At 61.0% G+C, this 14,610-nt stretch carries 12 protein-coding genes and 1 tRNA gene; 4 read left to right on the top strand and 9 right to left on the bottom strand.

The window, feature by feature from the left end; genetic code table 11:
* Positions 1–60 precede the first annotated feature (60 nt).
* A tRNA-Pro gene (locus tag JNB85_RS12070) sits at positions 61–137 on the top strand.
* A gap of 170 nt (positions 138–307) precedes the next feature.
* Here the strand turns inward: JNB85_RS12070 and JNB85_RS12065 are convergent.
* The 3 genes from JNB85_RS12065 to JNB85_RS12055 form a co-directional block, all read right to left on the bottom strand.
* The gene (locus JNB85_RS12065) at positions 308–652 is read right to left on the bottom strand and encodes a hypothetical protein (RefSeq protein ID WP_220334589.1); all 345 of its coding nucleotides are present in this window, start codon (positions 650–652) and stop codon (positions 308–310) included.
* Positions 653–806: 154 nt separating this feature from the next.
* Positions 807–1,022 (bottom strand): hypothetical protein, encoded by a 216-nt coding sequence (locus JNB85_RS12060; RefSeq protein ID WP_223216504.1) that lies wholly within the window; start codon positions 1,020–1,022, stop codon positions 807–809.
* A 95-nt stretch (positions 1,023–1,117) separates the two neighbouring features.
* On the bottom strand, positions 1,118–1,582 hold the full coding sequence (locus JNB85_RS12055) for a YbhB/YbcL family Raf kinase inhibitor-like protein (protein ID WP_220334587.1): 465 nt from the start codon (positions 1,580–1,582) through the stop codon (positions 1,118–1,120).
* Between the two features lie 406 nt (positions 1,583–1,988).
* Between JNB85_RS12055 and JNB85_RS12050 the strand changes: the two genes are divergently transcribed.
* The gene (locus JNB85_RS12050; protein WP_220334586.1) at positions 1,989–3,962 is read left to right on the top strand and encodes a protein-L-isoaspartate(D-aspartate) O-methyltransferase; all 1,974 of its coding nucleotides are present in this window, start codon (positions 1,989–1,991) and stop codon (positions 3,960–3,962) included.
* A gap of 6 nt (positions 3,963–3,968) precedes the next feature.
* Here the strand turns inward: JNB85_RS12050 and JNB85_RS12045 are convergent, their stop codons facing one another.
* A complete protein-coding gene (locus tag JNB85_RS12045; RefSeq protein WP_220334585.1) occupies positions 3,969–4,211 on the bottom strand; it encodes a hypothetical protein in 243 nt (80 codons plus the stop codon).
* Between the two features lie 45 nt (positions 4,212–4,256).
* On the opposite strand from JNB85_RS12045, the gene JNB85_RS12040 reads away from it, so the two are divergent.
* Positions 4,257–4,568: a hypothetical protein gene (locus tag JNB85_RS12040; RefSeq protein WP_220334584.1), complete on the top strand. Its 312-nt coding sequence runs from the start codon at positions 4,257–4,259 to the stop codon at positions 4,566–4,568.
* A 309-nt stretch (positions 4,569–4,877) separates the two neighbouring features.
* The gene (locus JNB85_RS12035; RefSeq protein ID WP_220334583.1) at positions 4,878–5,510 is read left to right on the top strand and encodes an outer membrane protein; all 633 of its coding nucleotides are present in this window, start codon (positions 4,878–4,880) and stop codon (positions 5,508–5,510) included.
* Positions 5,511–5,544: 34 nt separating this feature from the next.
* Here JNB85_RS12035 and JNB85_RS12030 read toward each other — a convergent pair whose 3' ends face one another.
* The 5 genes from JNB85_RS12030 to bcsA all read right to left on the bottom strand — a co-directional run bounded on the left by JNB85_RS12030 (position 5,545) and on the right by bcsA (position 14,581).
* Positions 5,545–6,213, bottom strand: a complete 669-nt coding sequence (locus JNB85_RS12030; protein ID WP_262928180.1) for an HAD family hydrolase — start codon at positions 6,211–6,213, stop codon at positions 5,545–5,547.
* A 103-nt stretch (positions 6,214–6,316) separates the two neighbouring features.
* Positions 6,317–8,800 (bottom strand): cellulose synthase, encoded by a 2,484-nt coding sequence (locus JNB85_RS12025; protein ID WP_220334582.1) that lies wholly within the window; start codon positions 8,798–8,800, stop codon positions 6,317–6,319.
* Positions 8,797–9,843 (bottom strand): family 8 glycosyl hydrolase, encoded by a 1,047-nt coding sequence (locus JNB85_RS12020; RefSeq protein WP_220334581.1) that lies wholly within the window; start codon positions 9,841–9,843, stop codon positions 8,797–8,799. Before JNB85_RS12020 ends, JNB85_RS12025 begins: the two co-directional genes overlap by 4 nt.
* Positions 9,840–12,386 (bottom strand): cellulose biosynthesis cyclic di-GMP-binding regulatory protein BcsB, encoded by a 2,547-nt coding sequence (locus tag JNB85_RS12015; RefSeq protein WP_220334580.1) that lies wholly within the window; start codon positions 12,384–12,386, stop codon positions 9,840–9,842. The genes JNB85_RS12020 and JNB85_RS12015 overlap by 4 nt, the downstream gene beginning before the upstream one ends.
* Positions 12,383–14,581 carry a UDP-forming cellulose synthase catalytic subunit gene (gene bcsA, locus JNB85_RS12010; protein ID WP_220334579.1) on the bottom strand — a complete coding sequence of 733 codons (2,199 nt, stop codon included), beginning with the start codon at positions 14,579–14,581 and terminating at the stop codon, positions 12,383–12,385. The genes JNB85_RS12015 and bcsA overlap by 4 nt, the downstream gene beginning before the upstream one ends.
* Between the last annotated feature and the right edge of the window lie 29 nt (positions 14,582–14,610).

The following is a 14,610-nucleotide window of genomic DNA, read 5'->3' as shown; positions in this document are numbered from 1 at the left end:
CATTTTTCCCTTGCGTCCAAAAACCGAAGAGTCTAACAGAAGCAAGCCGTTTCGGCAGGTCGGGGCGTAGCGCAGCCCGGTAGCGCACTTGACTGGGGGTCAAGGGGTCGCTGGTTCAAGTCCAGTCGCCCCGACCATTTAATCCCTTGAAATCTCAGTCCAATAACCAGTATAGCTCGACAGCCAACCGGAGCTTAAGTGGCGGCCCTCGCCGTCGACGCATGACTTGCGATTGCTCCCGGCTCTTCCTTGTTCCCTGGCAGCCGACGATGTTCGCCGTCCAAGCAGCGCGTAACGAGAGCGGGATTCAGTGGACGGTGTGGGGCAACCCATCCCAGGAGGACGTCAGGCCTTCGAGTATGACGAGGAGTTTTTCGAATTCGGAAAGCACCGAATGGAATTCCTCGTTGTCCAACGAGGCGATCTGCGGAGCCTTGATCGAAAGGGATCCGATAAGTCGCTCGATCCACATGCATCGGTCTGCAGGCACATGACCGAGAATGTCTTCCCGGTATTCCTGCAGGTAGTTTTGGATTCGCGCCACGAGAACACGGCGGTCGGGTGCGCCAAGCGTTGTAAGATTGCTTCGAGCCGTCTGCAGTTCAGCGATGATCGATGCCTGCACCTCTTTCCCCTCGGTTTCTTCAGCCATCCCGATGGCGGCCAAATACCACAGTCGCCGAGCTTTCGACACGGACTAAGGTCTGAAGTGGCTGATGTGTGCAATCCGAGTCTCGCCGGAGCACTCGACGATCTCTGCGAGAGAACGTCCAGAGGATGCACGCGGTTCGGGACCGCGAATGCGCCTAGTGCAGCGTACCCCAGCGCGCATCCCATTCGACGCCTTCGCACAGTTCGATGAGGATCTCGCTGGCTCCGTGCAGGTGGCTGCGGGCAATCTGAAGCGCGGCAGCCGGTTCCATCTCCTCGCCCGGAAATACACTGTCGTCCTTACCCTGGCCGGTCACCTTGCGCACGAATCCGCGTATCTCATCACCGGAATGATAGAGCTTGACGACCATGTCGCCCTGCTTTTCCTGACCTTCCTGGAAATGCTTATAAATAGCCAACATATCCTCCGCGCGCGAGAGCCGAGTAAGTTGAATCCGACAACCGGTCACTTTCGTTCAAACGTGCCGGTCAGCGAGGTTTCGGCGATCGTATGTTTCCGTGCCTCTCGCCACATCGCCTGGATACCGGCCGAGGCCGGGATTGATAGGCTCGGGACGTCAAGCGCCGCCAGTCTGAAGTGATAGTGATGGATGCCGTGGCCTTTGGGCGGCTGCGGGCCGTCATAGCGGCCATTGCCGAAATCGTTGTCGCAAAAGCGTGGCCCTCCATTCGGCGCCGTATCGCTGCTTTCCGGCAATTCATTGCGGTCGGCCGGTATGTTGAAGACGCCCCAATGACTGAAGGTTCCGTTTGGCGCATCCGGGTCCTCGACGATGAGAACAAAGCTCCGCGTCGCGGCCGGCGCTCCGGACCATTCAAGGCGCGGCGCGATGTTTTCGCCGAGCCGCGTGTACTTGCTCGGAATTGCGGAGCCGTCCGCGAAAGCGGAACTCTTGAGTGTGAATGACACGAAGACCTCCTTCGGCTGCCAGAACCGTAAAGCCTGTTCACCGGACCGTAATCCGAGGATTGCTACATGCGCATCCAACGTGGGCTAGGTGCCAAAGTTCCCGCCTTCACCGCGCCTGGTCGGCGAATAGGGAACCTATTCCGGCAGCTTTTGTTCGAATGACAAGAAGCTTGCCCTTACCCCCGATATGAAAGGAAACATGCGATGCGCGCGGTCGGCATTCATCGCGCCGGCGCTCACGAAGTCCTGAAATCGAGGCGATCGACGAGAACCATATGCTCGCGGAAAGGTCGCTCTTCTCGTGCTTGGGTGACCATTCGTGCCTAGATGGTCGCAGCTTCGTGCCGGATTGCAGCTGCGTCATCTGACGATCCCATGCAGACTTGCCCGGCAAGAGAGGTCTCTCATGAACCGAATCCGCAATGGCGACCGCATGGTGGAGCAGCACATTGTCCGTCGCGGCATTCAGGACAAAACCGTCGCCCGCGCAATGCGCACCGTACCGCGCGAGATGTTCGTCGATCCAGGTTTCGAAGAATTCGCCTATGAGGACGCGCCGCTTTCCATCGGTCAGGGCCAAACGATCTCGCAGCCTTTCATTGTCGCGCTGATGATCGAGAAGGCCGATCTCGATGCTGGGGACAAGGTGCTTGAAGTCGGCACCGGCTCCGGCTATGCGGCCGCAGTCGTCAGCCGCATAGCCGGACATGTCTACACGGTCGAACGCCATGGAGCGCTGGCACAGCAAGCACGCGAACGCTTTGGCCGGCTCGGTTACAGCAATATCGACGTCCGCATCGGCGACGGCAGCAAAGGGTGGGCCAGGGCCGCTCCTTTCGACGCCATCATCGTCTCGGCCGGGGCACCGGAAGTGCCGCCCTCTCTGAAAGAACAGCTCGATCTTGGGGGACGATTGATCATCCCCGTCGGCCGCGACGACGAACAGCGTCTCAAGCGCATCATCCGCACCGGTGCGGACACGTTCGAAGAGGAAGATCTCGGCGGCGTATTCTTCGTTCCGTTGATCGGTGAGGATGCCTGGACCGCGGCGCATCCGCTCTACACCCCTGCCGCCCAACCCGAAAGAACACCCGCGCAAATGATCTCGGACGCGGCCGAGACATTTTCGTCTATCGACGACGAAAGCTTCACACACCTGTTCGATCGCTTTGCCGACAGCCGGATCGTCCTTCTCGGGGAATCCACCCACGGCACGGCCGAATTCTACCGGGCGCGCGCCGCCATCAGCCGGCATCTGATCGAGCACCACGGCTTCAACCTGATTGCGGTCGAAGCCGACTGGCCCGATGCGGCCGCCATCGATCGCCTGATCGCTGGCCGAAACCTTTCGCAAGCCCGCCCCTTCGAGCGCTTTCCCGTCTGGATGTGGCACAACGAGGAGTTCCTCGAGTTCATCCGGTGGATGCGTACAGAAAATGTCCGGCGCCAGGCCTCGCAAATGGATCCCATCCGTTTTTACGGGCTCGACCTCTACAACATGGCAGGGTCCATTCGTATGGTGATCGATTATCTTGAGCGCGTCAGCCCTGATGCTGCCGTGGTCGCCCGTGAACGCTACGGCTGCCTCAGCCCCTGGCAGAACAATCCGGCGACCTATGGGCGCGCGATCCTCAGCGACGCCTACAAATCCTGTGAGGACGCCGTATCGCAACAATGCCAGGAGCTTCTGGCCCGGTCTCTCGGCGAGAATGATGGCAGTGACGATGGTTTTCTTGACGCCACACAGTCGGCGAGGCTCCTGGCAGCGGCAGAGCGATATTACCGCATCATGTACTATGGCGGCTCGAAAGCCTGGAATCTGCGTGACACCTATATGGCCGAAACGGTCGAGCATCTCCTCGATTTCCACGGGCCGGACGCAAAAATGATCGTATGGGCGCATAATTCCCACATCGGTGACGCACGCTTTGCCGAAATGGCCGCCGCTCGCGATGAACTCAATCTGGGCCAGCTCTGCCGGCAGCGTTTCGACGGCATGACCAGCCTCATCGGCTGCGGGACGCATTCCGGCGAGGTCCTAGCGGCAAGCGACTGGGACGGGCGGGCTGAGAAGAAGAGGATCAATCCGGCACTTGCAGAAAGTTACGAGCATCTGTGTCATCAAGTCGAAAAGAAATGGTTCTTCCTCGATTTCGAGCGCAACCAGGATCTGCATGCCGGGCTCATAGACCAGCGGCTTCAACGTTTCATCGGTGTCATCTACAGGCCGGAAACCGAACGCATGAGCCATTACATGCTGACCTCCCTGCCCCAGCAATATGACGCTTTCCTGTGGTTCGACGAAACCCATGCGTTGACGCCGCTCACTCGACAGCAAGCTGCCGGGGGCAGTCCGGAAACTTTTCCTTTCGGTCTTTGACAAGCGTCAGCGTGATTCATCCGTCCATATGCGGCGCTCGCCGCGGTAGATGTACTTGCCCGAGCCCTGGCGGGTGTTGTCGCGGTAGTAATCGCGGCGATTGCGGTTGCGGTCGTCACCGGCGCAACGTTCGGGAAAGCGGCGGCAATCCTGGTAGTTTTGCTCGCTGACACGCGGATTTCTCGGATCGACAGCCATTGCATTACCGGCGGGCATTGCTAAAGCTAAGGCAAGGACGACCCTGATCATTTCATTCTCTTCAATTGCTTGCGTACATCTGCCGGAGTTTATCACATGCTGCCCAGCCGCACACTTCTCATCGGCGTGATCGCGACGCTGGCCTCCTCGCATATGGCATTGGCAGAAAACGTCCGCTTCCGGAACGCCAAGGAAAACGAAATCCGTCAGCTTCTGAAGGGCGCCAGCGACCTGCGGAAAGCCTCGAACGGCTATGAGTACCGTCCGGGCAATAAGAATGGCTACAAAATTTCCAACGGTCAGATCTGCGTTCTTTTCCCCAACAAGCAGACTGACTGCATTTCGATCAAGACGGACGGCAACGTGCTGCAGATGATCGACAACAAGGGCAATCGCATCAAGTTCTAAAGCGTGTCGCGATCTTTCAAATTCGCTTGCCACGCTTTAAGCTTTGGTTTTTTCGCATGTCGTTATCGCAAAGCCGCTGCGCACTTTTGCGCTACATGCCTTTAGGGCTTGCCCGCTTCTGTCCTGCCAAGCAGATCGGATCCATCCAGTCGGGTCGTCCCCTTCACCGGAACCTTTACTCAAAAGCCGCGTTAGAAACCCATGATTTTGCGGGTGGCTTACCCGCAGCCGCGATGCGCCATGCGGTTTGTCCGAGGCAGTCGGATCTCAAACGAGTTTTCAGCCGGATTTTTCCGGCAGGGGGAAATCATGAAACGTCACTTCGTATCCACCGCCGTCGCCAGCTTCCTGGTTACCGGCCTCGCCGCCGGCTCGGCCATGGCGGCTGATGCCATCGATGAGATACCGGCCGCACCGGCAGCCGAGATCGCGCCGGTCTTCACATGGACGGGTTTCTATGCCGGTCTGGGCGGCGGGCCGACCTGGGCCAATGGCGATTTCGACGTCTTTTCCGAAGACATGAATGGTGGCCTGATCACCGGCTTCGTCGGCTATAACTGGCAACTCGACAATAATTTCGTCTTCGGCATCGAAGGTGACATTTCCTATAACTGGGACAAGTCCGATGTCGGCCCGTTTGAAGTCGGGCTCGAAACTGCCGGCTCCGTCCGCGCCCGGCTCGGCTACGCGATCGACCGCGCTCTGATCTATGGCGCGGCCGGCTGGACGGGTGCACAGGTGCATATCGACGGTCCCGCCGGCGACGACAGGGATACGCTGTCGGGCTGGACGATTGGCGCGGGCGTCGACTACGCCTTCACCAATAACGTCTTCGGCCGGCTGGAATATCGCTACAATGATTACGGCAGCGCCGATCTGCTCGGACTCGATGGCGACATCGACCAGCATGTGGTGATGATCGGCGTGGGCTATAAATTCTGAATCCCTCTGCCTTCAAGACTATTCGGGCTGCAGACTAAGCGGCGCAGAGCACGAGCTTGCCATCCGCCGCCACAAGCGGCTTCCAGGCTGCATAGTTGACGATCGTGAAATGCGGCGTCTCGAAGGGCGTTGTATGGGTTTCGGTGATGACAGTGACATCGGCTCCGGCACCCTCGCCAGCGAGAATGCCTGCAACCGCGTCCTCGAACACCAGGCAGCGAGCGGGATCGACGCCAAGGCGGCTTGCGCCGAGCAAGTAACATTCCGGGCTCGGCTTGCCTGATGAGACTTCTTCACCGCTGACAATCATCTTCGGCATCGGAATACCTGCGGCGGCCATGCGGCGGAGGGCCAGTTCGATCGGCGCCGAGGTGACGATCCCCCAGCGGTCGGGGGGCAGCGCATTCAGAAAGCGGATGGAACCCGGGATTTCGACGATGCCCTCGAAATCCTCCATCTCCTCCTTCAGAAGGAGGTTTGCTTCGGCAGCCGGATCGACACCGGGAAGGCCGAGTTGGCGGATGATGTCGGATGCGCGAATACCATGGATGGTCTTCAGAAGGACCTCGGGTTCGAACCCGTGGCGAAGTGCCCATTCGCTCCAAACGCGCTCGACGACGGCGATGGAGTTCAGCAGCGTGCCGTCCATATCGAAGAGGAAAGCATCGTAGGTCTTATCGAGAACGCGATGGGAAACGGACAAAGGAAGGTTCCTTGCGAAGCGGAAAGCTGTCAGGCCTTCCGCGACTAGCCGAGCGTAGGGGCGACGTCAATCTAAAGCATGTCGCTAAAAGATCGCGACGCGCTTAGTCGTTGACCTCGGGATGGGTGATGTTCTTCACATCCGCGAGGCCGCGCGTGGCGTCACGATTGCCGGTGGCCGCGGCAGCCTCGAAAACGCGCGTAGCGTCGCCATACATCTTCAGATTCATGTAGCTGTAGCCACGCAGCACCATGAGATCGACGCGCTCCTGCTGCAGTTGGGCGCGCTGGTCGAGATAGATGAGCGCTTCGCGATATCGGCCACCTTCGAAGGCGGCAAGCGCGCGATCGGCAAGGATCGCTACCTGCAGTTCGGAGGCGCGGTCGCGGTTCTGCGGCGCCTTGGTGGCCGCGACCGCTGCACTATTGGAAAGGCCGGCGCGCAGATAGGCGAGGCTCTGACCGTAGGCGGCATCCTCACGCTCCTTGCGCACAGGACTTGCGAGCGCGGCCTCGAAAGCCTTCACCGCTTCCATAGGCCTATTGATGTCCATCAGGCACCAGCCGCGTGTCAGCGCATCGCCTGGGTTGAGGCGGGTGGTATCTGTGGTGGTGGAGCAGCCGCGAATCTGGCGCGGGCCGCGCTCGACCGCGACCGTCTGCATGACCCGCGCGGGCCTTCCTGGCACAACGGACCGAGCCGGCGCAACGGGCTGGAGCTGCACTTGCGACTGCTGGGATTGAAATTGCGCCGGGGACCGGGGCTCCGGTTGGAAGGCCGCGCTGCGCTCGGTCGGCGCAGACTGGACTTTCGGTGCTGCGGGCTGAACTACCGGCTGCGCCTCGGGCGCAGAGCCGGGGGCCGGCAATGGAGCGTTGGTTCGGGAGCCGGCAGGCGTATCGTTCAATGTGGCAATGCGGGCCGAACGACCGGCCCAGAGACGCTGGATCTCGGCAACGCCGGCACGGTCGTTCAACTGCTGGCGGGTAACGGCAAGGCCATAGGCTGAGGGTTCGTCATCCGGCTTCCAGCGCAGTCCCGTCTCGAACCAGCGAGCGGCCGTCTGAAACTGGTTCAACGAACGGGCATACCAACCGAACTGCTGTGCCGTCGGAACGTATTTCTGCTGAATGATCGTGGCGGCGATACGGTCGAGCACGTCCTCGGTCAGATCTGCCGGCGGCTGCAAGGCCATCAGATTGGCGGTCGCGGCGAGATAGGTGGCGGTGGCATCCTTGGAATCGTGACGCCATTTATACATGACGTCCTCCGCCTCCTGCGGCGACTTGCGGGCAATGAGCGCCAGCGCCAGGCCCTGCGAGGCAACAGCGGAATCCTGTTTGGCGTGGGCGATGCGGAACCACTTCTCGGCATCCGCCTCGTTATTGCGGCGAAGCTGATACCAGCCGAGCAGCAAAGCGTCGGATGGCAGCCCCTGCTCTTCGGCAAGCCTCTCGACACGGGAGATATACTCGGGAGCGACGTCGAGCTTGGCATCGTCGTTGCCATCGGCAACAAAGCGGCGGGCAAGATCATCGCGCAGGCTGTCGAATTCTCTAACACCATTGGCATCTGCAGGTTTTTCGAGAGAAAGCAGCGCCTGCATTGGTCCGTAGGGCAGAAGAGCGGCAGCCTTCTGGATCGTCGCCACGCGTTCGGCCGGCTCGGTGCAGTTCTTCAGGATGTAGGTATAGGCATCCTGCCCGCGCTTCTGCCTGTTCGTCTCAACGAATGCCTCTGCGACGCGCCAGAGCACATCTATCTCAGCGCAGGTCAGCAGGCTCGGCGTCTCGGCTGCGATGTCTATGACCGTCGCATACTGCTTGAGATCGGAGGCATTGACCAGCCGAGTCCGGGACTCGGCAACGTCCAGTCGGTCGAGCAGATCGGCTGGCGGTCGCCAGTTTTCGGCCGCCTGACGATCGGCAATCGCCTTGCGCAGTTCGGCATAACGCCCCTCCGAATAAAGCTGCCACATGTTTTCGAGTTGCCGGTCGCCGTTTTGTGGAATGGCGAGCGGATCGGCGGGCGGCACCCAATTCGGGTAGAGCGCCTGAAGGCGGGAGATTTCAGCCTGCAGACGAACCTTGTCACCGCGGCTTGCGAAATAACGAAGGGCGCTTACATCGACAACCGGCTGCTGGCCTGCTGCCGTGCCTGTAGGGGCCGGATTGGACGGCGCTGTGGCGGCATCGGCAGGGGCCGCGGGTGCCACGGTCTGCGGGACGACCGGAACCGGAGCCGGCTGCTGAGACGGAGTGGTTTGGGCCTGATTTGGCTCAGCTTGGCCTCTCTTGGCTTGGCTCGTCGGGGCTGGGCTTGTCTGGGCCATATCCGTCCGGGCCGGGTTCCGGGTCTGATCGGCGCTATCATCCTGTGTCGCGGCCTGAATGCGTTCCGCCACGGTCTGCACATCGATCGGCTGACTGGACGTGCTATCCGGCCCCTTGATGCGGCCCATCATCATGAGTTCGGGGGTCCTGCCACCAAAGCCGAAACGTTGCTGCAATGCCTCGCGGTCCTTCAGTCCGGCAATGAGGGTCGCCACCAGGACTGCTGCTATGATCGCCACGAAAGAAGATTTCACAGGCACTCTGGATGCTTCTCCCCGACATAAGCCAGCCCCAGAAGCTGAAGCGTTGATGGATAATAATAGACGGGCGCAAACTGCAGCGCTTCGGCTGGAAGCTTCGTTCCGTCTAATACACAGGCCACAACGTGGTTAACAATTTCATAACCAGGGTCGGAAAGCTCCGTCTTTGGCCGCCCGGTGGTCAGATCGATAGTGGCGGTTACGCCGTTTGCGGCCATGCCTTCTTTGAGACGCGTCAGCAGCGCCCTGTCGGTCACGCCGCCCCTCACCAGATAAAGCGGGATGCGGATCGCGTTGTAGCCGAACTCGGCTTCGAAACCCTCGGCCGGCTGCGGCTGACGCTTCAGACTCACCCATTCTGCGGGCAGCTTGCGCGGACCAAACTGCATGGTTTTGAGCAGCGAGTGGCCATCGTCCGTGAGTTTCTGCCACAGATCGGACGGCGCAAGTGCAGCCATGACGGGGAGCGCTTCATAGACCCAGTAGGACGGGTTGATGACGGGGCCATCGTCGCGATCCGCGCCGGAGAAGCCTTCGGTGCCGGGCATCAACAGGGTGCGGCCGGCGAAATCGGCCACAGTTTCCGACAGTGTAGACTGCGCCATGCGGGTGGCCGCGGTGATATAGTCGGCGCGGTTCCAGGCGGAGCCGGCCAGCGCAAGCGCATAGGCAATCAATATGTCGCCGTCGGAAGCATTGTTGGTATCGGTTACATGCGGGGTGGCGGAGGGATCCCATTTCCACACGGCAAGGCCGTCATTGCGCAGCAACAGTTCGGTGCGGGTAAAATACCAGATCTGCTCGAAATCGGCCCGGCTTGCGGCGAGATAGGCAAGCAGCAGGCCGTAGCCCTGGCCCTCACTGTGGCTGATATTGCCGTTGCCGTTATCGACGATGCGGCCGCTCGGATCGAGAAACTTCGCCTTATAGGCGGCCCACGCCTCGCCGCTGATCCGCGGTTGCTGGGCCAAGGCCGGCTTACCGGCGAACGAAAGCATCATCGTGCCTGCCAACACTGCGGCAATCCAGGCCTTCATTTCGACCTGCCGAGCCTTGAGAGCATTCTGGACGTGGCCAGACCGATGAGCAGCGACAGCACGACCAAAAGGAAGGAATAGGAGAGAATATTCGTCGACAGCCAGTTGGCGGCGATCAGGCGATAGTTGGCGATCGATAAGCCGGCAGTGGGTACGAAATCGAAGCGCGTGACCGGCACACTCTCGATCTTGCCGGTACGGCTGGAATAGGTGGTAACATGACCCGCAATCTGCGGCCAGTTCGTCTGGGAGGCCAGGGAATTTAGTCCCTCGCGCAGATCCTTGGCCGAAGGCGCGGTCACGACGGTCCATGTGCCACCGCCATCCGGGCTCTTGCCCTGGGCGACCATCAGAGAGGTCACATTCGAAGGCGTGAAGACCTGCTCGGCATTGGGAACGAATTGCAGCGAAGCGCCGGTAATGTCGAAGTTTCGACGCAGCCAATCGCTGAACGCCGCGATGCGGCTTTGCAGCGCGCCACCGCCGATGCGCGAGCGCCACTCTTCCAGTGCCTTGCCGTTGTCGATCTCTGTCGGCTGCGAATCCGTCACCGGACGCCAGGAAGCCTGGCTGGCAGTTGCGACATTGACCTGGGTGAGGGCCGTTGCCGGCATCTGCGAAATCGAGCCGATAAAAATCGCGCTGCGATCGCCGATCACGCTCGGCGAGGCGACGGTATCGATTGCGATCGGATGGCCGGCCGTAATCGCTAGTTGGCCAAGCAGGGTCGCGGTGGCCGAAAGTGTATCGGCATCGGTACGGTCGATGAACAGCGGCGTCGGATCGGGATTGCGTCCGTAAGGGTAGGATGTGCCGGCCATGGCCGCGAGGTTCGGTCGCTGCCCGACACGGGCGAAATCCGGCATGTGAAATTCGGACGTGTCAAAAAGTGCAAAGCGTGGCGCCTGCGACGCCGTCGCCCCGGGGGCGCAGGCGGCATCGTCCTCAGTCATCAGGACTGCCTCGATGGCGATCGAATTCAGGCCCGGCTTGAAGTGCCGCATGGTCACGCGGATCGGAAGCTGGCGAAAAATACCGCCGTTGGTCGTGGCGATCGGCACTGTGGAGGCGATGTTGCCATTCACATAGACGTCGATATGGCTGCCGGGAAGCACTTTGCCGGAATAGGCGGCATCGAGCAGGATTTTCGCCTCGCCATAGGCATTGGCATAGAAATCGGCAGGCACGGCGACATTGAAGCCTGTGCGAAAGCGGCGGCCGGAGAAATCGACGGTGCGTATGCCGAGTTGCGAAAGCGGGATGCGCGTATCGGCGAAGAGAAGCGGCGCGTCGGGCGCCGTCCAGCGCTGCGTGGTCAGCACGTCGCGGCGTATTTCGGGGGCACGGTCGGTCGGAGACACGATAGTATCGATCGCGGTCGAAACCGCCTGCCAGGACGGACCGCTGATCAGAAGGATGGGCGAACCACTGCGTGGGTCAGTGACAAAGGCGGCAAGCGGTGCGCTTTCAGCACCCTGAGGAAGGCTCGGGAAGATCGGCCGCAGCTCGGCCGCGGTACCGACGAGCACCGCCATCTTGCCGGGACCACCTGCCGGCAGGGAGCTGGTCCCGAAGGCAAAAATCTGGTTTGGCATGCCACTCAGGAGCGACAGGCCCTGCGCCAGACGCAGAAGCGGCTTGGCGGTGCCAGGCTGTTCCATCGCCGGAACGACCAGATCGAATTCCGTCTTGCCGGTGCCGTCGACGCCGATGGCGCGGATCGCATCCGTGCCGGAAAGCTGGCCGGCATCGCGGCCGGCAAAGCTGAGATAGGTGCCGGCCGGATCGATGTTCGACCATAGCTCATAGGTGGAGTCGATGCTGCAATCCGTGCGGTGGCGCTGATTGGCTTCGAAGGTGATGAGGTTAGCACCGGGTTGCAGGAGACCCGGAGGAACGTCGAAGCTGACCGCCGACGGGCTGTCGGGCGAACCGACCTGCTGCTGGCCGATGGCACGGTTGTTGATGAACACGGTCAGCTGCGACACCTCGGGAGCGACGACGACGGCGTTCTGATAGGTGAAAGTGAACCTTGCTTTCGCCGCCGCCTGCTCGGTCGTCAGATAGATCGACCATGACCTGCGGTCATATTCACCACCGAGGCCTAGTTCGGAGAAGGGCACGATGTAGCGCCTGAAATCACCGATCTGCGGAGCGGCCGCGGCAGGACGGACGACAGGGGTGGCCGGCTGCGGCTGGCCCTGTACCGGGGTGGAGGGCACCGCCGGCGCCGATTGAGGTGCAGGCGCCGGTGCAGGGGTTGCTGGAATGACGCTAACCGGCGGCGCTGCGGGCGTGGGTGCCTGGCTCTGCGCAGGCGCGGAAGGCTGGACCGGGTGCGGGGCAACAGTCTGCGGAACGACGGGAACAGGGGCCGGTGCGGGCTGGGAAGGCTGCGCGGGCTGGGCCGGAAGCGTCAGGCGCGGCTTGACCGGCGGCGTACCCGCCGGACGCTCGCCGGACATGTCGAAAGGGCTGATCTGCGCATAAGCAAAAACTGATGTGCCGACCAGAAGGAGGGACGCGACGAAGAGCTTTCTCATCCGGCGTTCGCCTTTGCGGCCTGCTGCTGTCGATGCGCCTCGCGCTCCGGCCGCATGCTGCGGAAGAAATAAACCAGGCCACGGCTCGTCTGATAGAGCGATAGGCCGAGGAACCAGACGGTGCCCTTGATGAGACCGGGATTGCGGCGGCGGGAAGCCTGGAACTGGCTCCACTGATCGGAATTGGCGAAGATCAGGTCCGCGATCAGGCGGTGATCCAGCGCGCTCTTCGGCTGATACTGGCAGCCGACATTGGTAATATCGCCCGATGGTTCGATGTTGCGGACGATAAGCGGGAGGGTTTCGAGATCGGCGCCGCTATAGGGCCGGAAGCGGATTTCGCCGAGCGCGCCGACCTGCACCGCATCGAAATGCTTGCTGAAGATGTGCAGACGCGCGCCGTGGACGGAGACATCCTCGATAGAGGCCGTGTACCACTGATCGCCGATGCAGAATTCGCAACGGCGGTTGACGCGCACGCGGCGGGAGGATGCCCTCTCTCCGCGCTCGGAGACGACGCCGAGCGCACAGCCGGCAAGGATGAGGTTAATGATGTTCCAGCCGCCGACAACCAGGGTGACATCCGCCTTATAGGGTTCGGCATAGATCTTGTAGATGGTGATCGCGACAGCGATGATCTGGACCGCGAAAATGACGAAGAAGGGCCTGCTGATCTCGGACAGGCGGCTGAGAGCGATGGATTCATCCTTGGCGGTGACTTTGAAGGTCGGCTTGCGTGGATTGAGCATGACCGAAACGACAGCCGGCAACAGGTGCACCGTCTGCACATATTCATAAAGTTCGGAAATCCACGGCCAGCGGAACGATCCGTAGAGATAGTTCTGCATCATCAGGTTCACGATCATATAGGCAAGCGTATAGGCCAGGAACTCGCCGCCGGAAGCCGTGAAGATTTCCAGATCGAAGAAGAGATAGAAGAGCGGCGCGAAGAGGAAGATCGTACGCGGGAACGGAAACAGCCAGAACAGCGACGAGGACATGTAGCAGAGGCGCTGCGGCAGCGTGAGGCCGCGCTTGAGCAGCGGAAGGCGGAAGCGCAGGATCTGCATCATGCCCTGCGCCCAGCGGCTGCGCTGGCCGATGAAGCTTGCGAAGGTGGCCGGCTGCAAGCCGGCGATCAGGGGCTTGTCGAGGTAAATGCTGTTCCAGCCGGCGCCGTGAAGGGCAAGCGCGGTCTCGCAATCTTCAGTGATGCTGACGCCGCTGAAGCCGTTGGTGGATTGTAGCGCGCGGCGGCTCAGCACCGCTGCAGAACCGCAGAAGAAGGCGGCGTTCCATTTGTCGAGACCGCGCTGGATGATGCCGTAGAACATTTCGTTCTCGCTCGGCATCTTGTCGAAGGTGCGCAGGTTGCGTTCCAGCGGATCCGGATTGATGAAGAAGTGCGGCGTCTGGACGAGGAAAAGCTTCGGGTCGTCGTCGAAATAACCTACCGTCTCCAGAAGGAAGTCGCGCGCCGGCGCATGGTCGGCGTCGAAAACGGCGATCAATTCGCCTCTCGAATGCTGCATGCCGTTGTTGAGATTGCCTGCCTTGGCATGTTCGTTGCGATCGCGCGTCAGGTAGTTGACATCGAGATCGACGCAGAGCTGCTTCAGCTCGGCATGGCGAGCGGCGGCGGCCTGCGCTTCGATCAGCTTGCCGGAATTGCGCTTCTGCAACGTACCGCCGTCGTCCAGCAGCCAGACGTGCAGCTTGTCGGCCGGATAATCCATCGCCTTGGCCGCGGCGAGCGTATTGGCAAGCAGGCCGGCATCTTCGTTATAGGACGGCACGAAGACGTCAACATGAGGGAAGCGCTCAAGCTTGCCGGCGCGCGAAGGACGCGGCGGCAGCGGGGTCGCGACAATGAAGAGCGACAGCGCCAGCATCATCACGCTGTACATTTCAGCGAGATAGAGCAGCAGGCCGGGAATGAAGTTTGCGAGCTGGTTAACCGGGGGCAGCGTATTGGTGGTGCGCCAGTAGACGTAGCGCAGCACGATGGACGTACCGAAGGCGAGCGCCACGAGACGCCATGTGCCCTCGCCCTTCGCCACCTTTATGAGCGCCATGATCGTGACGACGGTGATGCTGGCGATGAGTTGGGTCTGCAGATTGACGGGCAGCGTGATCAGGGCGATCACACAAAGCGACACCACAGCCCATATGAGAACACTGCCAGCCTTACGCATGAACGTTCCTTCGAAATGGCTTAACCGCT

The sequence above is a fragment of the Rhizobium mesosinicum genome (assembly GCF_019511345.1).
GTDB classification, from domain to species: Bacteria; Pseudomonadota; Alphaproteobacteria; order Rhizobiales; family Rhizobiaceae; genus Rhizobium; species Rhizobium mesosinicum.
Note: the sequence above shows the minus strand (reverse complement) of the source record. Positions and strands in the feature narration are given on the sequence as shown.